21 protein-coding genes are annotated in these 19,832 nt (G+C 60.5%); 7 read left to right on the top strand and 14 right to left on the bottom strand.

Translation table 11 applies throughout. The annotated features are described in order from the left end of the window. Nucleotides 1–9 precede the first annotated feature (9 nt). Entirely contained in the window at nt 10–894 is an 885-nt protein-coding gene (locus IGS58_RS01210) for a TauD/TfdA dioxygenase family protein (RefSeq protein WP_070254678.1), read from the bottom strand. A gap of 211 nt (nt 895–1,105) precedes the next feature. Here IGS58_RS01210 and IGS58_RS01205 point away from each other — a divergent pair, with 211 nt between their 5' ends. After that, entirely contained in the window at nt 1,106–1,591 is a 486-nt protein-coding gene (locus IGS58_RS01205) for a tetratricopeptide repeat protein (RefSeq protein WP_230520476.1), read from the top strand. A 15-nt stretch (nt 1,592–1,606) separates the two neighbouring features. On the opposite strand, the gene can is transcribed toward IGS58_RS01205, so the two are convergent. The 7 genes from can to IGS58_RS01170 form a co-directional block, all read right to left on the bottom strand. Continuing rightward, nucleotides 1,607–2,278, bottom strand: a complete 672-nt coding sequence (gene can / locus IGS58_RS01200) for a carbonate dehydratase (protein WP_034788731.1) — start codon at nt 2,276–2,278, stop codon at nt 1,607–1,609. 136 nt (nt 2,279–2,414) lie between these two features. Then, nucleotides 2,415–3,548, bottom strand: coding sequence for a molecular chaperone DnaJ (gene dnaJ, locus IGS58_RS01195; RefSeq protein WP_034745985.1), 1,134 nt, complete (start codon nt 3,546–3,548; stop codon nt 2,415–2,417). A 161-nt stretch (nt 3,549–3,709) separates the two neighbouring features. Beyond that, nucleotides 3,710–5,653 carry a molecular chaperone DnaK gene (gene dnaK, locus IGS58_RS01190; RefSeq protein WP_034745982.1) on the bottom strand — a complete coding sequence of 648 codons (1,944 nt, stop codon included), beginning with the start codon at nt 5,651–5,653 and terminating at the stop codon, nt 3,710–3,712. A 91-nt stretch (nt 5,654–5,744) separates the two neighbouring features. Continuing rightward, nucleotides 5,745–6,281, bottom strand: a complete 537-nt coding sequence (gene grpE, locus IGS58_RS01185) for a nucleotide exchange factor GrpE (RefSeq protein ID WP_034788734.1) — start codon at nt 6,279–6,281, stop codon at nt 5,745–5,747. Nucleotides 6,282–6,624: 343 nt separating this feature from the next. Then, nucleotides 6,625–7,734: a ferrochelatase gene (hemH, locus tag IGS58_RS01180; protein WP_070254679.1), complete on the bottom strand. Its 1,110-nt coding sequence runs from the start codon at nt 7,732–7,734 to the stop codon at nt 6,625–6,627. 272 nt (nt 7,735–8,006) lie between these two features. Then, a complete protein-coding gene (gene recN / locus IGS58_RS01175; RefSeq protein WP_070254680.1) occupies nt 8,007–9,674 on the bottom strand; it encodes a DNA repair protein RecN in 1,668 nt (555 codons plus the stop codon). Between the two features lie 49 nt (nt 9,675–9,723). Then, a complete protein-coding gene (locus tag IGS58_RS01170) occupies nt 9,724–10,683 on the bottom strand; it encodes an NAD kinase (RefSeq protein WP_230520475.1) in 960 nt (319 codons plus the stop codon). A gap of 256 nt (nt 10,684–10,939) precedes the next feature. On the opposite strand from IGS58_RS01170, the gene IGS58_RS01165 reads away from it, so the two are divergent. From IGS58_RS01165 to gloA, 3 genes are all read left to right on the top strand, one after another. Further along, nucleotides 10,940–11,206, top strand: a complete 267-nt coding sequence (locus IGS58_RS01165; RefSeq protein ID WP_034788743.1) for a hypothetical protein — start codon at nt 10,940–10,942, stop codon at nt 11,204–11,206. 106 nt (nt 11,207–11,312) lie between these two features. After that, the gene (locus tag IGS58_RS01160) at nt 11,313–11,735 is read left to right on the top strand and encodes an OsmC family protein (protein WP_034788746.1); all 423 of its coding nucleotides are present in this window, start codon (nt 11,313–11,315) and stop codon (nt 11,733–11,735) included. A gap of 124 nt (nt 11,736–11,859) precedes the next feature. Continuing rightward, nucleotides 11,860–12,267, top strand: coding sequence for a lactoylglutathione lyase (gene gloA / locus IGS58_RS01155; protein ID WP_071653386.1), 408 nt, complete (start codon nt 11,860–11,862; stop codon nt 12,265–12,267). 4 nt (nt 12,268–12,271) lie between these two features. Here the strand turns inward: gloA and IGS58_RS01150 are convergent, their stop codons facing one another. Then, entirely contained in the window at nt 12,272–13,177 is a 906-nt protein-coding gene (locus IGS58_RS01150; protein ID WP_230520474.1) for a LysR substrate-binding domain-containing protein, read from the bottom strand. 58 nt (nt 13,178–13,235) lie between these two features. Here IGS58_RS01150 and IGS58_RS01145 point away from each other — a divergent pair, with 58 nt between their 5' ends. Then, nucleotides 13,236–13,736, top strand: a complete 501-nt coding sequence (locus tag IGS58_RS01145; RefSeq protein WP_230520473.1) for a DMT family transporter — start codon at nt 13,236–13,238, stop codon at nt 13,734–13,736. A 75-nt stretch (nt 13,737–13,811) separates the two neighbouring features. On the opposite strand, the gene IGS58_RS01140 is transcribed toward IGS58_RS01145, so the two are convergent. The 4 genes from IGS58_RS01140 to IGS58_RS01125 all read right to left on the bottom strand — a co-directional run bounded on the left by IGS58_RS01140 (nt 13,812) and on the right by IGS58_RS01125 (nt 17,101). After that, nucleotides 13,812–15,152: a TolC family outer membrane protein gene (locus tag IGS58_RS01140; RefSeq protein WP_070254684.1), complete on the bottom strand. Its 1,341-nt coding sequence runs from the start codon at nt 15,150–15,152 to the stop codon at nt 13,812–13,814. A 141-nt stretch (nt 15,153–15,293) separates the two neighbouring features. After that, the gene (locus tag IGS58_RS01135; protein ID WP_034788759.1) at nt 15,294–15,617 is read right to left on the bottom strand and encodes a rhodanese-like domain-containing protein; all 324 of its coding nucleotides are present in this window, start codon (nt 15,615–15,617) and stop codon (nt 15,294–15,296) included. Nucleotides 15,618–15,630: 13 nt separating this feature from the next. Then, a complete protein-coding gene (locus IGS58_RS01130) occupies nt 15,631–16,281 on the bottom strand; it encodes a protein-L-isoaspartate O-methyltransferase family protein (protein ID WP_034788761.1) in 651 nt (216 codons plus the stop codon). Nucleotides 16,282–16,450: 169 nt separating this feature from the next. Then, nucleotides 16,451–17,101: a TetR/AcrR family transcriptional regulator gene (locus IGS58_RS01125; RefSeq protein WP_034788763.1), complete on the bottom strand. Its 651-nt coding sequence runs from the start codon at nt 17,099–17,101 to the stop codon at nt 16,451–16,453. 338 nt (nt 17,102–17,439) lie between these two features. On the opposite strand from IGS58_RS01125, the gene IGS58_RS01120 reads away from it, so the two are divergent. Both IGS58_RS01120 and IGS58_RS01115 read left to right on the top strand, forming a co-directional pair. Beyond that, complete coding sequence (locus tag IGS58_RS01120; protein ID WP_230520472.1) at nt 17,440–18,309, top strand: head GIN domain-containing protein; 870 nt, start codon at nt 17,440–17,442, stop codon at nt 18,307–18,309. A gap of 71 nt (nt 18,310–18,380) precedes the next feature. Then, complete coding sequence (locus IGS58_RS01115) at nt 18,381–18,662, top strand: YkgJ family cysteine cluster protein (RefSeq protein ID WP_070254686.1); 282 nt, start codon at nt 18,381–18,383, stop codon at nt 18,660–18,662. A gap of 19 nt (nt 18,663–18,681) precedes the next feature. Here the strand turns inward: IGS58_RS01115 and IGS58_RS01110 are convergent, their stop codons facing one another. After that, nucleotides 18,682–19,665, bottom strand: coding sequence for a DUF5655 domain-containing protein (locus IGS58_RS01110; protein ID WP_230520471.1), 984 nt, complete (start codon nt 19,663–19,665; stop codon nt 18,682–18,684). Between the last annotated feature and the right edge of the window lie 167 nt (nt 19,666–19,832).

The following is a 19,832-nucleotide window of genomic DNA, read 5'->3' as shown; positions in this document are numbered from 1 at the left end:
GTCAAAAAATCAGTACGGCGCATCGCCTTCGATGGTAGTGCGGTAGAGCTTGCGGCGCTGGTCGGGCGGACAGCCCGTCGCCAGGTGCATCAGCGAACGGTTGTCCCAGAACACCAGGTCGTGCGGCTGCCAGCGGTGCACATACAGGTGCTCCGGGCGCACGCTGTGGGCAAACAGTTCGTCGAGCAGGGCGCGGCTTTCGTCGTCGGGCAAGCCGACGATGCGCGTGGTGAAGTGTTCGCTGACGAACAGGGCGCGCCGTCCCGTTTCCGGATGCACGCGCACGACGGGGTGCGTCACGGGTTTGACTTCATCGATCTGCGCCTGCGTCAGGGCGGGGCGCCATGGGTTGCGGCGGCGCAATTCTTCATACTGGCTCAGGTAGCTGTGCTCGGCACGGGCGCCGCGCACGGCGTGACGCAGCGCGGCCGGCAGGCTTTCCCAGGCCAGGTGCATGTTCGCAAACACGGTATCGCCGCCCTCGTCCGGCAACTCTTGCGCATGCAGCATGGAGCCGAGGCTGGGCACTTCCTTGTACGACAAGTCGGAATGCCAGAAATGGCCCGCGTCGCCCAGGCCGATGGGCTGGCCGTTTTCGACGATGTTCGAGATGATCAGCACTTCCGCTTGCGTGGGCAGCTGGAACTGGCGCAGCACGTGAATTTGCAAGGGGCCGAAGCGGCGGCTGAAATCGACTTGCTGCTGCGGCGTGATGCGCTGGTCGCGGAACACCAGCACGTGATGGTCGAGATGGGCATGGTGCAGGCGCTGGAAATCGCCCAGCGACAGCGGCTGCGCCAGGTCCAGCCCCAGCACTTGCGCGCCCAAGGGCGCATCGAAAGTCTCGATACGGAAGTGGCTGGTGGACTGCACGGGTTTCAGGACGGCCGACATGGGAACTCGACTAGAGTCAGGGGAAGTCCACTGTATGCCGGCCAGCCTTGCTTGCAAACGAAGCATTTACTATATGGATATGCGCGGCGCGTAGCGCCAGCTTGCAACACAGGCTGTCACGCAATGGCACAGCAGCACCGGCTTTGCCCGGAAATGGCGCTAGCACGCAACTTGCTTATCTACCAAGCTTTAACCATCGTCCAGGAAAGCCATGCCCACCTACGCCCTGCTGCTCGCCTTGCTGTTCCCTGCTTCCATCCACGCCCAGGATAGCCAGGGTGAAAGTGATCTCAGCTACAAAGCCTATGTCCACAGCGACAAGCGCATCAAGTGTTTGTACGGCTATGCGGCCGACAAGACGGGCGACCATGCGGCCGCCGTTGCCATCTTCGAAGATTGCATCCGGCGCTGGAACGATGTGTACTCGATGATTTGGCTGGCCCAGCTGTATGAAACGGGCATCGGCGTGACTAAGGACCTGGCGCAGGCGACGGCGCTGATGCGGCGCGGCGCGCATACGAATGATGACGCCGCCTATGCGCGGCTGGCGCGCTACCACTATGGCGTGGCACTGGCCGAAGGCCGGGGCACGCCGCAGGACATTCTCCAGGCCAGAACCTGGCTGCGCCAGGCGGCGCAGGAGGGCGTGCGGGAGGCGGCCGACTACCTGGGCCGCCTGGAAAGCGCGGCACCTTAGCGCCGCGCTGCTTGCTTACGCTATTGCTTCGTAGCGGGCCAGGCGGGTCGCCATGCGCGGCGCCAGCTCGTGGCCGGCCGTGACGGTCACTTCCAGGTCGTTCAGCAAGCCATCCTTCAAGCCATAGACCCAGCCATGGACGCTGAGTTCCTGGCCCCGTTCCCACGCATCTTGCACGACGGTGGTCTGGCACACGTTCAAGACTTGTTCGACCACATTCAGCTCGCACAGGCGGTCGCCACGCTGGCGGCTCGTCAGCACGTCGCCCAGGTAGCGCTCGTGTTTCTGGCCCACGTCCTGGACGTGGCGCAGCCAGTTGTCGACCAGGCCGATGCGCGTGCCCGTCATGGCCGCATGCACGCCCTTGCAGCCGTAATGGCCGACGATGATGATATGTTTGACTTTCAGCACGTCCACGGCAAATTGCAGGACGGACAGGCAATTGAGGTCGGAATGCACGACCACATTGGCGATATTACGGTGCACAAACACGTCGCCAGGCGCCATGCCCAGCAGTTCGTTGGCGGGCACGCGGCTGTCGGAACAGCCGATCCACAGGTATTCAGGCGACGTTTGCGCTTCCAGGTTCTTGAAGAAGTTCGGGTCTTTCGCCACCATCGAGTCGGCCCAGCGGCGGTTACGCTGCAGCAGTTCCGCCAGGGCCGGGCCATTTTTCTGTTCGGTCATATCGCTCCCATTGTGTGCATACGACTGAATTGGCGGCAGATCGCGCCCATAGGCCGGCGATGCGCGCACATTTCTCAGTCGTGGTGAAAAAAACGCCGGGATGTGTGAGCATCCCGGCGCATGGTATTACGTGTGCTTACTCAAAAAAATCCTTGACCTTGTCTTTCCAGGTCTTGCTTTGCGGACTGTGCTTGGCACCGCCCTCGGTCGTCGACTTTTCAAAGTCGCGCAGCAGGTCTTTCTGTTTTTCCGTCAGTTTCACCGGCGTTTCGATGGCCACATGGCAGAACAGGTCGCCCGCGTAACCGGAGCGCACGCCCTTGATACCCTTGCCTTTCAGGCGGAAGGTCTTGCCCGACTGGGTGCCTTCCGGGATCGTGAACGACACTTTGCCGTTCAGGGTAGGCACTTCGATTTCGCCGCCCAGTGCCGCCTTGGTGAACGAGATCGGCATTTCGCAATGCAGGTCGTCGCCTTCGCGCTGGAACACGGCATGCGGCTTGATGTGGATTTCCACATACAGGTCGCCCGACGGACCGCCATTCGTGCCCGGTTCGCCGTTGCCGGACGAACGGATACGCATGCCGTTGTCGATACCGACTGGAATTTTCACTTCCAGGGTCTTGTTGCGCTTGATGCGACCGGCGCCGCCGCATGGCGTGCACGGGTCGGTGATGACCTTGCCGCTGCCATGGCATTTCGGGCAGGTTTGCTGGATGCTGAAGAAACCTTGCTGCATGCGCACCTGGCCGTGGCCACCGCAGGTACCGCAGGTGGTTGGCGAGGTGCCCGGCTTGGCGCCGCTGCCGTGGCAAGTGTCGCACTTGTCCCAGCTCGGCACGCGAATGGTCGTGTCGAAGCCGTGAGCAGCTTGCTCCAGTGTAATTTCCAGGTTGTAGCGCAAGTCGGCGCCACGGTACACCTGTGGCCCCGCATTGCGGCTGCGTCCACCGCCACCGCCAAAGATGTCGCCGAAGATATCGCCGAAGCTGTCGGCAAAGCCGCCAGCACCGCCGCCGAAGCCGCCACCGCCGCCCATGTTCGGGTCCACGCCAGCGTGACCATAGCGGTCATACGCATCGCGCTTTTCCGGATTGGTCAGCATCTCGTAGGCTTCTTTGACTTCCTTAAACTTTTCTTCCGATTCCTTGCTATCCGGATTGCGGTCCGGATGGTATTTCATCGCCAGTTTACGGTAAGACTTTTTGATCTCTTCTTCCGAAGCATTTTTTGCGACACCGAGTGTCTCGTAAAAATCACGCTTTGCCATGTTGTCGGCACCTTGCAGTCTATCTACTGATGTAAAAATTACACGAAAAAGCCGAGTCGAGTGCTGCACTGGGCAACGACTCGGCTCGGCCGGTCTTCGCGGCTAATCCCGCGATGTAGCGTTCAGCCCGGCTGCCCCCAGTTCATGGGAGCGCAAGACAATTACTTGCTGTCTTTGACTTCTTTGAAGTCAGCGTCAACAACGTCGTCTTGCTTGGCGCCTGCGTCCGATGCGCCAGCAGCTTGCTGTGCACCTTCCGCGCCGCCGGCAGCTTGCTGCGCTTGCATGTCGGCATACATTTTTTCGCCCAGTTTCTGCGATGCGCTCGACAGTGCTTCCACCTTGGCGTCGATCTCAGCCTTGTCGCCCGCCTTGATGCTTGCTTCCAGGTCGGTGATCGCCGCTTCGATCTTCTCTTTCTCGCCCGCATCCAGCTTGTCGCCGTATTCGGTCAAGGATTTCCGGGTCGAGTGTACCAGAGCATCGGCCTGGTTGCGCGACTCGGCCAATTCTTTGACCTTCTTGTCTTCTTCCGCGTTCAACTCGGCGTCTTTCACCATCTTCTGGATTTCAGCCTCGGTCAAGCCGGAATTGGCCTTGATCGTGATCTTGTTTTCCTTGCCGGTGGCCTTGTCTTTCGCGCCGACATGCAAGATGCCGTTGGCGTCGATGTCGAAGGTCACTTCGATCTGTGGCGTGCCGCGCGATGCTGGCGGGATGCCTTCCAGATTGAATTCGCCCAGACCCTTGTTGCCGGCGGCGATTTCACGCTCACCCTGGAAGACCTTGATGGTCACCGCAGGCTGGTTGTCGTCGGCCGTCGAGAAGACCTGGCTGAACTTGGTCGGAATCGTCGTGTTTTTGTGGATCATCTTGGTCATCACGCCGCCCAGGGTTTCGATACCCAGGGACAGAGGAGTGACGTCCAGCAACAGCAAGTCCTTGCGTTCGCCCGACAGGACCGAACCTTGAATCGCTGCGCCCACGGCGACGGCTTCGTCCGGGTTCACGTCCTTGCGTGGATCCTTGCCGAAGAATTCCTTCACTTTTTCCTGCACCTTCGGCATACGGGTCATACCGCCGACCAGGATGATGTCATCGATGTCCGACACTTTCACGCCAGCATCTTTGATAGCGATGCGGCATGGTTCCATCGTGGCCGTGATCAACTCTTCCACCAGCGATTCCAGCTTGGCGCGGGTCATCTTCAGGTTCAAGTGGACCGGTGCGCCGTTCGCCATGGCGATGTACGGCTCGTTGATCTCGGTTTGCTGCGACGACGACAATTCGATCTTCGCGCGCTCGGCCGAAGCCTTGATGCGCTGCAGGGCGATCGGATCTTTTTTCAGGTCGATGCCGTTGATCTTCTTGAACTCGTCGATGATGTAATCGATGACGCGCTGGTCGAAGTCTTCGCCGCCCAGGAAGGTGTCGCCGTTGGTCGACAGCACTTCAAATTGTTTCTCGCCATCAACATCTGCGATTTCGATGATCGACACGTCGAACGTACCGCCACCCAAGTCATACACAGCGATTTTACGGTCGCCTTTTTCGGTCTTGTCCAGGCCGAACGCCAGCGCTGCCGCGGTTGGCTCGTTGATGATGCGCTTGACGTCCAGGCCAGCGATACGGCCGGCATCCTTGGTGGCTTGACGCTGCGAATCGTTGAAGTACGCAGGCACGGTGATAACGGCTTCGGTGACTTCTTCACCGAGGTAGTCTTCTGCCGTTTTCTTCATCTTGCGCAGCACTTCAGCCGAAATTTGCGGCGGCGCCAGTTTTTTGTCGCGTACGCCGATCCATGCATCGCCGTTGTCGGCTTTCATGATCTGATACGGCATCAGCGCGATGTCTTTTTGAACTTCTTTTTCGTCGAACTTGCGACCGATCAGACGCTTGACTGCGTACAGCGTGTTTTTCGGATTGGTCACGGCCTGGCGTTTCGCTGGCGCGCCGACGAGAATTTCGCCATCTTCTTGATAAGCAATAATCGACGGCGTCGTGCGTGCGCCTTCAGCGTTTTCGATTACCTTTGGTTGACCGTTTTCCATGATGGAAACGCAGGAATTCGTGGTTCCCAGATCGATACCGATAATTCTACCCATGATTTATTTCCTTTTATTTGCTAGATTTCAGATGGTTCTTATATGTGGCAAAGCGGCATGGTTTCAAGGCTTGCTTGATGCCGCCCTCTGATTATTTTGCTTGCGCGGTCGTGACAATGGCTGGACGCAGCAGGCGGTCCGCAATCATATAGCCCTTTTGCAGGACTGACACGATGGTATTGGCTTCCTGCTCTGCTGGCACCACGGCAACAGCCTGGTGTTTCATCGGATCGAGCTTCTCGCCCTGCACTGGCAACACTTCCACCAGGCGGTTGCGCTCGAACGCGGCGTTCAGTTGCTTCAGGGTCATCTCGACGCCTTCTTTCAGCGATTCGATGGTCGGTGCTTCCACCGTCAGCGCCGTTTCCAGGCTGTCTTTCACCGGCACCATGGCTTCGGCAAAGCTTTCCACTGCGAATTTATGCGCTTTAGCAACATCTTCCTGCGCGCGGCGGCGGATATTTTCACCATCGGCCTTGGCGCGCATGAAGGCATCGTGCATCTCTGCAAGACGCGCTTCGGTACTCGCCAGCTGCTCTTCCAAAGTAGGCTCTGCGGGAGTCGATGGGGCAGTCGCCGCGGCGTCCGCTTGCGGATTAGGTACAGCTTGGTTTTCCTGATCTTGCATCTGAAAAGCTCCTACAATCAATGACTTAAATGAGTTAGTCTAACTATCTTTACAACACTAACGGGCAGATGGGGCTATATCCTATTGTTTCAAGGGGTATCCGTGGCAAAACCAGGATTACAGCGATCCATGTTACAGCTTATTACAAAACGCTACCCATTTCGGCCAGCGATGCGTGCGCGCGCCCCTTGATTTTCCAGGCTTCCCATGGCAAAGCGGGCATTCTACCAGCCCCGCCGCGGCCATCGCCACTGGCGGTGTTGCTATTTGGAAAGCCCCTTGGCTGCGCCAGACATGACAAAGCCGCGCAAGCGCGGCTTTTAGATGACGAAAAATGCAGTTGTCAGTTGGTCGCGCCCAGCGCCAGTGCCGCCGTGCGCGCCTGCTCGCCCGCTTTCTTGTCCGCTTCACGCTGCGGTACCGTCTTCATCGTCGGCCAGCCAATCATGTGCTGTTCCGCAATTTCCGCCATGCCTGCGATCCAGGCGGGTGTTTCGTTCAAGCAAGCGATGTAATGAAACTGCTGGCCGCCGGCCGTTTCAAAATCATGCTTGGCTTCCATGGCGATCTCTTCCAGCGTTTCCAGGCAATCGCTGGTAAAGCCGGGACACAGCAGGTCGACGCGCTTGACGCCCTGTTGCGCCAGCGCCACGAGGGTGGGCGCCGTGTACGGCTGCAGCCATTCGGCTTTGCCAAAGCGCGACTGGAAAGTCACCACGTATTGCTCTTTACTTAATTTTAACTTTTCCGCCAGCAGACGCGCCGTTTTCAGGCATTGGCAGTGGTAGGGATCGCCCAGCAGCAGGGTGCGCTTGGGCACGCCATGAAAACTCATCACCAGTTTTTCCGGACGACCATGCGCTTCCCAGTGGTTCAGCACTGAGTCGCGCAAGGCGTCGATATACGTGTCGTGCTCGTGATACTGCTTGATAAAGCGCAATTCCGGCACATTGCGCACGTTGGCGTAATGGGCAAACACGGCGTCGTAGATGGAACCCGTCGTCGTACCCGAGTATTGCGGATAGGCAGGCAGGATGGCGATGCGCTCGCAGCCTTCGCTTTTCAGCCTGGCCAGCACCTCGGGCAAGGAAGGCGAACCGTAGCGCATGGCCATGGCCACCGTCACGCCATCGTGACCCCGCTCGGCCAGGGCGCCGGCCAGCAACTTGGCTTGCTTTTGCGTGTGCACTTTCAGGGGCGAACCTTCGCGCGTCCAGATCGACGCGTACTTCTTGGCCGACTGGCCGGAACGGAAGGGCAAAATGATCAGGTTCAGGATGAACCACCAGACGATGCGGGGAATCTCCACCACGCGCGGATCCGACAAAAATTGCTTCAGGTAGCGCCGCACGGCCGACGACGTCGGCGCATCGGGCGTGCCCAAGTTGACCAGCACCACGGCGCTGCGGTCGATACTGCCATGCGTGTACGGAGGTTCTGTTTGAAATGACATGAAGGCTCTTCGAAGGCGTTGGATGGATTAGCTGACCATTATAGTTACATTGCGTCAACATCGGGAAAGATGGAAAGGAACGGCATAAGGCTAACTGCCATTCTCGCCAGACCGGTTTACGCTAACAACGCCTAACAAAACCGTAGCGAACGGCAGCGAGGCTCGGCGCCCCCGTTGGCCCGAGAAGCGGAGCTGTGCGAAGCATGGGGCCGCCGAGGCAGCGAGCATCGCAGGCCGCGACCCACGACGCGCAGTAGGTTTGGTTAGGTGTACTAGATAGCCAGCAATTCGCGTGCATGCTTGCGCGTGGTGGCCGTGATTTCCAGGCCACCCAGCATGCGCGCCACTTCCTCCACCCTGGCCTTGGCGTCGAGCATGTCGATGCGCGATGCCGTCTTGCCATTGTCCAGGGTGCTTTTTGCCACCTGGAAATGCTGATTCGCCTGGCTGGCCACTTGCGGCAAGTGGGTCACGCACAGCACTTGCCGTCCCTGCCCCAGGCGTTTCAACAGGCGGCCCACCACTTCGGCGACGGCGCCGCCGATGCCGCTGTCGACCTCGTCGAAGATCAGGGTCGGCGTGGTGGTGGCGTGCGAGGTGATGACGGAGATGGCCAGCGCGATGCGCGCCAGTTCGCCGCCGGACGCGACTTTCGCCAGCGAGCGGGGCGCCGTGCCCGCATGACCGGCGACGAGAAACTCGACCTGCTCGAGCCCGTGGGCGGCCGGCTCGCACGGGTGCAGGGCGATTTCAAAGCTGCCGCCCGTCATGCTCAGTTCCTGCATGGCACGCGTGACGGCGTGCCCCAGTTCCAGGGCGGCGGCGCGGCGCGTGTCGGACAAGCGCTCGGCAACGCCGCGGTACTCGGCTTCGATCTTCGCTTCCTGGCGCAGCAAGCCTTCGATGTCGGAAGCGTCGGCCAGGTGCTGCAGCTTTTCCGACAGCTTCGCGTGTTCCTCGGGTAATTCTTCGGGCGTGACGCGGAATTTGCGGGCCGTGCTGTGCATGGCTTCCATGCGCGCGTCGAGCTGGTGCAGGCGCTCCGGGTCCAGTTCGACCCGGTCCAGGTAATTGTTCAGCGCGTACACGGATTCCTGCAACTGGATGCGCGACGATTCGATCAGGTCGACGATCGGCTGCAATTCCGCGTCGACGGAGACGAGCTTGCCCAGCTTCTGGTTCAGGGCCGACAGTTGCGACACGATCGGGTGGTCTTCCGACTCGGAAATAGTCGACAGGGCTTCCTGCGCCCCTTCCAGCAGGCTGGCCGCATGCGACAGGCGGCTGTGCTCGTTCGTGATGTCCGTCCATTCACCGGGCTTGGCGGCCAGCTTTTCCAGTTCTCCCACTTGCCATTCGAGGCGTTCGCGCTCGTACAGCACGTTGGCGGCGTTGGTTTCGAATTCTTCGCGCTGGCGCACGAGGGCGCGCCAGCGCTTGTGCAGGGCCGCCACTTGCCGCGCATCCTGTTCCGCGCCCGCTTCGCGCGCCGTCGCCTGGCCATCAAGCAAGGCGCGCTGCGCTTCGCTTTTCAGCAGGGACTGGTGCGCGTGCTGGCCGTGGATATCGACCAGCATGTCGCCCAGTTCGCGCAGCTGCGCGGCCGTGGCGGGAATGCCGTTGATATACGCCTTCGAGCGGCCCGCATTGTCGATCACGCGGCGCAACAGGGCGCCGCCATCGTCGTTGGCGAATTCATGCGCCACCAGCCAGGCCTGCGCCACTTCGCTGACGGAGAAATCGGCCGTGATGTCGGCCTTGGCCGCACCTTCGCGCACCACGCTGGCGTCGCCGCGCCCGCCCAGCGCCAGGGTCAGCGCATCGATGAGGATGGACTTGCCGGCGCCCGTCTCGCCCGTCAGCACGCTGAAGCCGGCGGAAAATTCCAGTTCAATGGTATCGACAATGACAAAATCGCGGATGGACAGTGTATGGAGCATGGCTTCTGTGGTTAGGCGGCGCACCGCGGGTTGACGTAGAGAAAACTAGTTAGCTGAGCTTGCCCTCGCCCGACGGGTACTCATTCCAGTGCAACTTTTCACGCAGGGTGTTGTAGTAACTCCACCCTTCCGGATGCAGGAAGGTAATCGTGTGCGGCGAACGGCGGATGAGGATGCGGTCTTGCTGCACCAGGCTGGCAAAGGTCTGCATGTCGAAATTGACGCTGATATCGCGCCCGCGCACGATTTCCACGACGATCTGGCTGGAGTCGGGCAGGACGATGGGACGGTTCGACAACGCATGCGGGGCGATCGGCACGAGCACGATGCCGCCCAGGGTCGGGTGCAGCAATGGGCCGCCGGCCGACAGCGAATACGCGGTCGAGCCCGTGGGCGTGGAAATGATCAAGCCATCCGAACGCTGGTTGTACATGAAGTGGCCATCGACCTCGACGCGCAATTCGGCCATGCCGGCACCGGCGCCGCGCGAGACGACGACATCGTTGACGGCCATGCCCACGTGAATCGACTCACCGTCGCGCAGCACGCTGCCTTCAAGCAAGGTACGGCGTTCGGCCTTGAAGCGGCCACCGAGAATTTGCGCCAGCACGGGCAGCATGCGCTCGAGCGGAATATCGGTCATGAAACCCAAGCGTCCTTGATTGATGCCGATCAAGGGTACGTCGAATGGCGCCAGCTGGCGCGCAATGCCCAGCATGGTGCCGTCGCCACCCATGACGATGGCGCAATCGGCGGCGGCGCCGATCTCGGCAGGTGACATGGCGCGCACGCCGGGAAACGCCAGATTCAGATGCGCGGCCGTCTCCGCCTCAAAGACCACCGTGTGGCCCAGCACTTGCAGGAAATCGACGATGCTTTTCACGGGTTCGGCAATGCCATCCGTATTCTGACGCACGACCAGGGCGATGGTCTTGGCGCCCAGGTTGAAGCGTTCGCCCGGGGCTGGCGAGGGCGCGGCTGGCTGTTCGGCGTGTGTATCGACGGGCATAAGAGTCTCGGTAGTAAATTCGGTGGCAAACCGCCCCAGGCTGTCGCGTCGCACGCCGGCATCGCATGATACTGTATATATGCACAGTATAGTGCGGCTGCCGTGTGCCCGCAAGGGGCGTTCTTGGTGTTGCACGCAGTGTAGCGCAGAAAAAGATTCGTCCATGCGTGCGCCAGCGCTCCCTGCATGGACAAATCCGCTTGCAGGCGGCCTGGCGCGGCGGGACACTGGTTTCACTTTACTGCCAGGAGGCCATATGCATACCCCACCAAGCGAACGCAAGATCAATACCGATGAAAAGGTCAAGAATGACGGCGTCGACCGCCTGCCGCACGAGCGCGACGAGTCCCCCGATGCGCAAAACGCACGCCCGCGCAAAATCATGCAACAGGCGGCCAGCGACCTGGAACAGGGCCTGGTCGATACGGATCGGCGCGCCCAGCCCGGCGTGGAAAAGGTCAAGCCGGCCGAACCGAAACAGGCCCGTCCCGACGCGCAGCTGGAACCAAAGAAGGCGCGCTGAGTCGAACTGTCGTGGGCCGCGCATGCGCCCCCTGTGTGACGCAACGAACGGAAGCGCCAAGCCCTGGCGCGCATGATGGACGCTCGAACCACGCAAGGAGTACATCATGAAAAAAACAGGATCAGCCGTCTGGAGTGGCGGCCTTAAGGATGGCAAAGGGTTTATTTCCACCCAAAGCGGCGCGCTCGACAATGTGGCATATGGCTTCAACACACGCTTCGAAGACGGTCCCGGCAGCAATCCGGAAGAACTGATCGGCGCTGCCCATGCGGCCTGCTTCACCATGGCCCTGTCCGGCCAACTGGGCGAAGCGGGCCTGCGTGCCACAGCCCTGAAAACCACGGCCGATGTCAGCCTGGAAAAAATCGATGGCAGCTATGCCATCACGGCCGTGCACCTGACCCTGGTGGCCAGCATTCCCGGCGCCACGGAAGAAGCATTCCAGGATGCGGCCCTGCGCGCCAAGCTCGGCTGCCCCGTGTCCAAGTTGCTGGCCACGGAAATCACGCTGGACGCTCATCTGGAGTAAATCCGGAGGCACGAACGTCACCGTCCGCTGCTGTCCTGTACCAGGGCAGCCGGGGCGGTCTCGGCAAGAAAGCCGTAAAACGCATAAAATCCTGCCATTCCCCTATCATCATCAAGGATTTACGATGCGTATTTTGCACACCATGTTACGGGTCGGCGACCTGCAGCGCTCCATCGATTTTTACACCAAGGTCCTGGGCATGACATTGCTGCGCACCAGCGACAACCCGGAATACCAGTACACGCTGGCCTTCGTCGGCTATGGCTCGAATCCCGACCACGCGGAACTGGAACTGACGTATAACTATGGCACCACCAGCTATGAGCTGGGCACGGCCTACGGCCACATCGCCATCTCGGCCGACGACATCGTCGCCGCGTGCGACGCGGCACGCGCAAATGGCGGCAACGTCACGCGCGAACCGGGCCCCGTGAAAGGTGGCAACACGGTCATCGCCTTCATCACCGACCCGGACGGCTACAAGATCGAATTGATCGAGCGCAAGTTCGACGGCCAGGGCGGCGGCCTGTAATACCTCAGCCTGGCTCAGCGGCCTGTGCAATGGCCGCGCGCAGCCAGGCGATGCCCGCATCGCCGTCCGTGCGGCGGTGCCGTATCACTTCAAACGCAAACGGCGCGATGGCAAATGGCGCAGCGTACAGCGCCAGCCCTTGCGCCGCGCTGCCCTGCAAGGCGCGGCGCGCCACCGTCAGGATCAAGTCCGTCCCCATCACGACGTCCGGTGCGACCGTCCAGTACGGCACACGCACGGCGATGCGGCGCGTCTGTCCCAGCTGGGCCAGGGCCGCGTCGACTTCGGCCGCCATGCCGCCTTCGCTGGACGCCACCAGCACGTGCGGGCGCGCCAGATAGGCTTCCAGGTTCAGCATTTCACCGGCCGCCAGGCTGGCCGGATCGAGCGCGCACACGAACGTTTCCTCGAATAAGGTTTCTCTATGGAGCTGCTCGGGCAGTTGCGGGAACACACCGAGCGCCAGGTCGATCTCGCCATCCTGCACGCCAGCGATCACGGCCGGGCGGCTGGCATAGCTGACGGCCATATCGATGCCGGGCGCGTCCACGCGCAAACGGCGCAACAGGCGGGGTAGGATCAACGCCGCGCCGTAATCCGACATGGCCAGGCGAAACACGCGCTGCGCCGTGGCCGCCTCGAAGACGGCACCGCCCAGCACCGAGCGCACGCTTTGCAGGGCTTCGGCCAGCGGCCGCGCCAATTCCAAAGCCCGCGCCGTCGGCTGGAAGCCGCCCTTGCCGCGCAGCAGCAGCGGATCGCCGAGCAGGTGGCGCAAGCGGGCCAGCGCATGGCTGACGGCAGGCTGGCTCATGTGCAAGCGTTCGGCTGCGCGCGACAAATGGCGCTCGCTGAGCAGCGCGTCCAGGATCACCAGCAAGTTCAAATCGACGGCGCGCAGATTATTCATTTGGTGCATAGTTGGATGACAAACTACGAATTGGATTTAATCATCACAGCATAATACGATGCCCCCATCAACTCAACTGTGGGAGTCGCACATGCATGGATGGATTACCGTATTTGCCCCGCTGGCCATGCTGGCCGGCGCCGTCGTCCCCTTCCAGGCGGGCGCGAATGCCGCGCTGGGCCGCAACCTGGGCCACCCGCTGTGGGCCACCCTCGCCTCGCTGGCCGTCAGCGCAGTGCTCGCTTCGCTCGTGATGCTGGTATGGCGGGTGCCGGCGCCCGATGTCAGCCTCGCCATGCGCGGGCCGGGCTGGTCCTGGCTGGGAGGCGCGGCCGGCGTGTTCTATATTACGGCCGCGCTGATGCTGGCGCCACGCATGGGGTCCGGCCCCTTCATGGCGGCCGTCATCGGCGGGCAAATGCTGGCCGCGCTGGCCATCGACCGCTACGGCTTGCTGGGCTTTGCCGTCAAGCACATTTCGCAGCTGCACTGGGCCGGCGCGGGGCTGGTGGTGGCCGGCGTGATCGTGACCCAAGTCGCCAATACCCGCACCGTGTGAAAGCACGTCAAGACGAAAAAAAACCAGCGCCGCTGCCGGTGCTGGTTTTATTTGAAGTTGACAGCAAGACCGCGCTTACTTGTCGAGCAAGGCATTCACCGGCATCAAGTCCGTTTCCTTCAGGGTGCCGGCTGCTGCCTTCAGGCGCAAGCCGTTCATGATGGTGTCGTAGCGGGCTTTCGACAGGTCTTTTTGTGTCGAGAACAATTGTTTCTGCGCATTCAAGACGTCGATATTGATGCGCACGCCCACTTGATAGCCGAGCTGGTTCGACTCCAGCGCCGACTTGCTCGACACTTCCGCCGCTTCCAGCGCCTTGACTTGCGCCAGGCCGCTATTAACGCCGAGGAAAGCCTGGCGCGCGCCTTGCGATGCCGTGCGGCGTGCCGTTTCCAGGTCGTTGCGGGCCTTGTTTTCCAGCGCGATCGATTCGCGCACCTTGCTGGTGACGGCAAAGCCGCTGAAGATCGGGATGCTCCACTGCACGCCGATGGCATTGTTGTTATTGCCGCTGCCATTGCCGCCACCGGAAGTGTAGCTATGGCCCGTGTTGGCGATCAGGTCCAGGGTCGGGTAGTGGCCGGCGCGGTTGCGGCCGATGTCGCGCTTGGCCGATTCCACGTTGAACTGGGCCGTGACGACGCCATAGTTCTGCTCTTCGGCGGATGATACCCACGGCTCGACGGCAGCCGGTTCCGGCGCGCTGATGACCACGCCCGTACGCATCGGCGCCAGATTCGTTGGCGCCTCGCCGATGATGGTTTGCAAGGCGCTGCGCTTGTTGGCCAGGTCATTGATGGCGGCAAACTCCTGCGCCACCACCAGATCGTAGGCCGCCTGCGCTTCGTGCGTGTCGGTAATCGTTTGCGTGCCGACTTCGAAGTTGCGCTTGGCCGATGCCAGCTGCTCCGTCGTGGCGACCTTTTGCGCCTGCGTGGCGCCCAGGTTGTCCTGCGCGCTCAGCACGTCGAAATACGCCTGCGCCACGCGGGTGATCAGGTCTTGCTGGACTTGCGCAAATTGCGCTTCAGCAATCGCTTGCGCCAGCTTGCTTTGCTGATAGGTTTCCCAGCGGTCCCAGCGGAACAGCGGCTGCGCCAGGGTCAGGTTGTAGCTGTTCGTGCGCACGTTCACGGATGGCGAAGTGATCTTGTTGCCGCCATTGTTCTGGACGATCTGTTCCTGATTGCCGCGTGTATTGCTGCCCGAGGCGGAGATTTGCGGCAGCAAGCCTGCCAGCCCCTGCGGAACCCGCTCCATCCCGGCCGACAGGGCCGCCCGCGCGCTCGCATACTGCGCGTCATTGGCCAGCGCCTGCTGGTACACCTGGATGAGATCGGCCGCCTGCGCTTGCAGCGAGTATGTCATCGAGACAAAGGCGCTGGTCATCAGCACGGCGATAAGGGGTTTCCGCATTGCATTTCTCCGTTGGAGTCGTCAAAAGTTGATGGAATCAAAAATCTGCTACCGCTTGCCTTGCGCCCGCCGGGTGAGCGGGGTACAGGCCTCCGCAGGCATGCAGGAAAACATGCCTGGGTGCATCTACTGCAAAATAACTTAGTATTTAGGCATCGCGCTATCGACTTGCAGCGCCCAGGCATGCACGCCGCCCGTCAAATTACTGATCTTGCCAAAACCATTGCGCTCCAGGAAGGCCGCCACTTGCATGCTGCGCATGCCGTGATGGCAGATGCAGACGATCTCGGCGTCTTCATCGAGGTCATCGATGCGCGCAGGAATGGAGTTCATCTGCATCAGGGTGGCACCGTCGAGGTGGCACAGGTCGAACTCCCACTGTTCCCGCACATCCAGCAAAAACGGACGCGGGCGGGAAGGGTCAGCCAGCCAGGCGGCCAGCTGCGGTGCACTCAAATGCTCCATCGAATCGGTCGCCTCAGAACTGGAAATGCGACGGTGCCACGGCTTGCAGCGGCGTGACATTGGTTTCAAACAGCTTGCGCGTGTCGTAGGCCTTGTCCGAGCTGCGCGTGATCAGGTGCGCCGACATGATCGGCGCTTCGCCGATGATGGCCAGGATGCGGCCGCCGACTTTCACTTGTTGCAACAGTGCTTCCGGCAACACGGCCAGGGCGCCGGACACGACGATCACGTCATATGGTGCGCCCTTGCTCCAGCCTTGCGCGCCGTCGCCCAGTTCCACGGTGACGTTCGTCACGCCGTTGGCGGCCAGGGTCTGTTCGGCCAGGGTTTTCAATTGGGGAACGATTTCCACGCTCGTCACATGACGCGCCTTGTGCGCCAGCAAAGCCGCCATGTAGCCGCTGCCGGTGCCGATTTCCAGTACATTTTCATGCTTTTTAACGGCTACGTCTTGCAAAATGCGCGCTTCCAGCTTCGGCGTCAACATGCATTCGCCGCCGCCCAGTGGGATTTCGGTATCGACGAAGGCCAGGTTTTTATAGGCGGCCGGCACGAAATCTTCACGCTTGACCACATTCAACAGCTCCAATACGTCGATATCCAGTACGTCCCATGGACGGATCTGCTGTTCGATCATATTGAAGCGGGCTTGTTCGATATTCATCTTTGGACTCGGTAAGTGAAGTAATAATCCGCCATTTTATCGTTGAACTGGCTGAAAGCACATGTTAACCATAAAGACGGGGAATGGAGGAAATTTGCGACGATCTGCAGATTTGAGGGGGCGAACCTTGGAAAAGGGGCAACTGAACGGTAGAGGCAAGCTCAGCATGTCAACTTTTCCCGGGCGCCTCCACCTGCAAGCTGCGCAAGCTCATGTCGATAAAGGCATCCATATAGGCGATCGGATCGATGTTCTTGACCTCGCACGGCAGGAAGGAATGCGTCCACATCATCAGCATGGTGACGGGCGCGCTGAGGATGGTACTGACCAGCACGGGATCGACCTGGCGGAATTCGCCCCGCTGCATGCCCCGTTCCAGCAGACTGACGATCAGCCCATTGCCGCGCGTAACGACTTCTTCGTTGTAAAACTGCGCCAGTTCCGGGAAATTGTTCGCTTCGGCCAGCATCAGCTTGGTCAAACCGGCCAGCTTGGTGGCGCCGAACTCTTCCCACCACTGCATCATCACCTTGCGCAACAACTCGGCACTGCTGCTGTCCGAGGCTGCCATGCTGTCTTCCGCCTCGCCGATCGACTGCACAATATTGTCGCGCACCACGGCCTTGAACAGCTCTTGCTTGTTCTCAAAGTACAGGTACAGCGTGCCTTTCGACACGCCGGCCCGCTTGGCCACATCCTCCAGGCGCGTCGATGCGAAGCCCCGTTCGACAAACAGGTCGAGGGCGGCGGCGAGCAGTTCCTGCGGGCGGGCATCCTTGCGCCGCTCCCAGCGGGGCTTGGTATCAATCGGGGCTTGCATGTGTCTTTCCAAGTAACTTACTTTTGAGTCATTAATGGTAGACCGGTCTACCGTCAAGGTCAAGCGCTGGCCGTACCACCACGCAAGACACTTGGCCAGGCTGCCAACTCCCCGTATTGTACCCTCCGCGCCAGGGTCGGCGGCACCGCCCTTTGCCGCCCTGACCTTCGGTAACGGGTGAGCCAGAATGCGTTTCAGCCCCCATTTTGCGCAGTTCATCGCATTTCCCTTCAAGCCACCGTGCCGCCTTGCTATCTTCTCATCGACAGCACGGCAGCCGCGGCGCGGCAGCCGGCTTTTTTCTTGTCCTGAACTAAAACAATCATAAAGGAAACACCATGCGTACCTTGCTGGCCCTGTGCTGTGCCGTTGTCCTCGGCGGTTGCGCCATCGTCATCAACCCCAACGACGGCGAAGTGCGCTATGCCGAATCGGGCGGCAATGCCATCCAGGGCAACGGGCAAGCAAGCCGCGACGTGCGCCAGGTCGGCAACATCACCGCGCTCGACATCGACAACATGAAGCGCATCGATATCAAGATCGACGTACGCGTCGGCCCGACGGCATCGCTGGTGATCGAAGCGGACAACAATCTGCAACCGTTGATCCACAGCGACGTAAACGGCAACACCCTGCGCATCTGGAGCGATACGAACATTCGCAGCAGCAATGGTATCCACGTCATCTATACGACGCCACAATTGAAGAAGATCAACATCTCCGGCTCGGGCCGCCTGGTGGTCAGCGGCCTGAATGGCGACGATTTCAGCCTGGAGCAGCGCGGTTCGATGAAAAGCGAACTGTCGGGTAGCGTGGGACGCTTCGACGTGGCCAACAATGGTTCCGGCAGCATCAACGCGGCGGCCCTCACCAGCGGCAATACGGACGCGGTACAGAACGCTTCGGGCAGCATCCAGGTGGGCAACGTGCGCGGCGAACGCATCAACGTGGCCGTCAATGGCTCGGGCAGCATCAGCGCCAGCGGCATCGTGCAGCGTCTCGATGCCAACGTGAATGGCTCGGGCGATATCAACCTGGCGTCGCTGCGCAGCGACGTTGCCTATCTGGCGAGCAACGGTTCCGGCGACATCGACGTCACCGTCCAGCATGAAGTCAATGCCCGTGCCAGCGGTTCCGGCCGCATCACCGTGCATGGCGATCCTGCCCGCCGCACCCTGTCGGGCAAGCGCGTCAGCATCGTGCGTTAAAAGAGTCCCCGGCAACGCATGGGAGCCGGCTTGCTATACTGTCGGCTCCTCACCCGCCCGTCTGAAATCCCATGTCACCATCTGCCACCCTGGCATGCCGCCCCTCGTGTGGCGCCTGCTGCACCGCACCGTCCATCACCAGCCCGATTCCCGGCATGCCGGATGGAAAACCGGCGGGCGTGCGCTGCATCCAGCTGGCTGACGACAACCGTTGCAATATTTTTGGCAAGCCGGAGCGGCCCGCCTTTTGCGGCGGCTTGCAGCCATCGGCAGACATGTGCGGCAGCAGCCGCGAACATGCCATCCGCTGGCTGGCCGAGCTGGAACAGGCAACAGCGCCGCACAACCGATAGAGGCATAGGCCCCCAGTAACTACGTTTTCACGCTACTCCGACCTGCATACGCGGCAAAAATGTACGGCTTTGCAGCATCCAGTTCCGCGAGCGTGCTGATGTTGATCTCCAGATTACCCGTCCCCCAATGCCCGATGGCGCTCACGTCGCGCGCTTTTGGCAAGACGTGCAAGACGGGCGCCGGGTCGATGTGCAAATAGAGCACGAGGCAATTCTTCTTGTGTATCACCACCGTCGCAAAGTTTTTCAGCCGTTTGAAAGCCAAGTACAGGCGCAGCTCCTTACGCTCAACGTCATCCCCCAACGACATCGTGTAATCCTCTAGCGAGGCCAGCAACTGACGCATGGACTCCGACAGACCTGCCAGGATTTCTACAAATGCCCTGTCTGGTCCCGTCGGCTTGGGCGTGCCCCCATCTGCGGGCCCAGCCGCCATTGTTTCCAAGCTGGCTGGCACCGATGTCTGGCGCTTGGCGGGGCCTTTCTTTGTTGCGGGATCCATGCCGGCGCTTGCGGATTCAAGAAGAAGCAGATCCTCTGCAAATCGGCGATAGCGAATAAGTTCGATCGTCCGGCCTATTTGCTGGACGGCATGGCTATCAAACTTGGTAAAGTCGGCCGCAATGCAAATCACCCGCGGCGCGCTCCAATCGATGGCCTCCGATGCCAGCTTGCCTAGCTTGTCGAGGACCAGCAGTTTAAAGTCTGCCTGATGGTCCATCAGCCAATCCAGGTAGTACAAACCTTGATTGATCACATTTTCGCCAACCGACCGTTTGTATTCAAGAATGACCGGGCAATTGTTCTCATCCAATCCAAGGGAATCGATGCGGCCAGCATGCGTCTTTCCGGTCGAATACTCGCTCGCCAGAAAACGGATGCTTAGCAAAGTATCGAGGTTTGCCTCAATCAAGGTTTGCAATGGTTTTTCCAGGTCCGATGCGCTACCTTGCAGTTCCTGGGCTTGGCCATGGGCCAACTTGAAAAGTTTAATGTCGCTCATCCGCCTGTTTCCCTTATTCCTCGGCAAGCAAACACCAAGGTGCATCACGATATCGGCGATGAGCATAAACGTAAATTTATCTTTCTTGCAAATTCATTTGTGACAGGACTGCCGTGGGCAGTCCCTGCCTGCTCCTATCCTGAGCACGATGCCTGCAGCAAGTAAAC

It is taken from the genome of Janthinobacterium sp. EB271-G4-7A (assembly GCF_020858075.1).
GTDB lineage: Bacteria > Pseudomonadota > Gammaproteobacteria > Burkholderiales > Burkholderiaceae_D > Janthinobacterium > Janthinobacterium lividum.
Note: the sequence above shows the minus strand (reverse complement) of the source record. Positions and strands in the feature narration are given on the sequence as shown.

Bases quoted from the DNA above. Each gene is read 5' to 3' on its own strand.
- gloA (WP_071653386.1), top strand. From the start codon at position 11,860: ATGCGTATTTTGCACACCATGTTACGGGTCGGCGACCTGCAGCGCTCC.
- dnaJ (WP_034745985.1), bottom strand. From the start codon at position 3,548: ATGGCAAAGCGTGATTTTTACGAGACACTCGGTGTCGCAAAAAATGCT.
- IGS58_RS01125 (WP_034788763.1), bottom strand. From the start codon at position 17,101: ATGCAAGCCCCGATTGATACCAAGCCCCGCTGGGAGCGGCGCAAGGAT.
- recN (WP_070254680.1), bottom strand. From the start codon at position 9,674: ATGCTCCATACACTGTCCATCCGCGATTTTGTCATTGTCGATACCATT.
- IGS58_RS01210 (WP_070254678.1), bottom strand. From the start codon at position 894: ATGTCGGCCGTCCTGAAACCCGTGCAGTCCACCAGCCACTTCCGTATC.
- IGS58_RS01135 (WP_034788759.1), bottom strand. From the start codon at position 15,617: ATGGAGCATTTGAGTGCACCGCAGCTGGCCGCCTGGCTGGCTGACCCT.
- hemH (WP_070254679.1), bottom strand. From the start codon at position 7,734: ATGTCATTTCAAACAGAACCTCCGTACACGCATGGCAGTATCGACCGC.
- IGS58_RS01130 (WP_034788761.1), bottom strand. From the start codon at position 16,281: ATGAATATCGAACAAGCCCGCTTCAATATGATCGAACAGCAGATCCGT.
- IGS58_RS01160 (WP_034788746.1), top strand. From the start codon at position 11,313: ATGAAAAAAACAGGATCAGCCGTCTGGAGTGGCGGCCTTAAGGATGGC.
- IGS58_RS01140 (WP_070254684.1), bottom strand. From the start codon at position 15,152: ATGCGGAAACCCCTTATCGCCGTGCTGATGACCAGCGCCTTTGTCTCG.
- IGS58_RS01150 (WP_230520474.1), bottom strand. From the start codon at position 13,177: ATGAATAATCTGCGCGCCGTCGATTTGAACTTGCTGGTGATCCTGGAC.
- can (WP_034788731.1), bottom strand. From the start codon at position 2,278: ATGACCGAACAGAAAAATGGCCCGGCCCTGGCGGAACTGCTGCAGCGT.
- IGS58_RS01120 (WP_230520472.1), top strand. From the start codon at position 17,440: ATGCGTACCTTGCTGGCCCTGTGCTGTGCCGTTGTCCTCGGCGGTTGC.
- IGS58_RS01170 (WP_230520475.1), bottom strand. From the start codon at position 10,683: ATGCCCGTCGATACACACGCCGAACAGCCAGCCGCGCCCTCGCCAGCC.
- IGS58_RS01115 (WP_070254686.1), top strand. From the start codon at position 18,381: ATGTCACCATCTGCCACCCTGGCATGCCGCCCCTCGTGTGGCGCCTGC.
- grpE (WP_034788734.1), bottom strand. From the start codon at position 6,281: ATGCAAGATCAGGAAAACCAAGCTGTACCTAATCCGCAAGCGGACGCC.
- dnaK (WP_034745982.1), bottom strand. From the start codon at position 5,653: ATGGGTAGAATTATCGGTATCGATCTGGGAACCACGAATTCCTGCGTT.
- IGS58_RS01205 (WP_230520476.1), top strand. From the start codon at position 1,106: ATGCCCACCTACGCCCTGCTGCTCGCCTTGCTGTTCCCTGCTTCCATC.
- IGS58_RS01165 (WP_034788743.1), top strand. From the start codon at position 10,940: ATGCATACCCCACCAAGCGAACGCAAGATCAATACCGATGAAAAGGTC.
- IGS58_RS01145 (WP_230520473.1), top strand. From the start codon at position 13,236: ATGCCCCCATCAACTCAACTGTGGGAGTCGCACATGCATGGATGGATT.
- IGS58_RS01110 (WP_230520471.1), bottom strand. From the start codon at position 19,665: ATGAGCGACATTAAACTTTTCAAGTTGGCCCATGGCCAAGCCCAGGAA.